The organism is Bacillus sp. SIMBA_026, from assembly GCF_046535335.1.
GTDB lineage: Bacteria > Bacillota > Bacilli > Bacillales > Bacillaceae > Bacillus > Bacillus velezensis.
Genome location: NZ_JAWRWX010000363.1, coordinates 1 through 249 on the forward strand (window position 1 = coordinate 1; position 249 = coordinate 249).

General features: G+C 54.2%; 1 protein-coding gene. It reads right to left on the reverse strand.

The annotated features are described in order from the left end of the window. A partial coding sequence (locus tag SB847_RS21810; RefSeq protein WP_410578800.1) for a hypothetical protein occupies positions 1 to 249 on the reverse strand: 249 nt, incomplete at both ends.

Below are 249 nucleotides of genomic sequence, written 5' to 3' on the forward strand. Positions count from 1 at the left end.
TTCCACGCCGACCTAGAGAAGACAGACATCGGGTCGAATTGGCATTGGCTGTTGAAGCCGGTATCGAGCCCCTGGACAGCTTGCGTGAACACGTTGTCGTAATTCAGCGTGATGATGCCAATCTCGAACTCCTGCTGCAGTGCGTGCAAGAAGCTGCCGAGTTCGGCGATTTCAGCAGCTCTATTGTTGGTCGCGCTGCTACAGGCATCAATGAAATGGTCCACGAGCGCTGCCATCAGCGAATTCGTT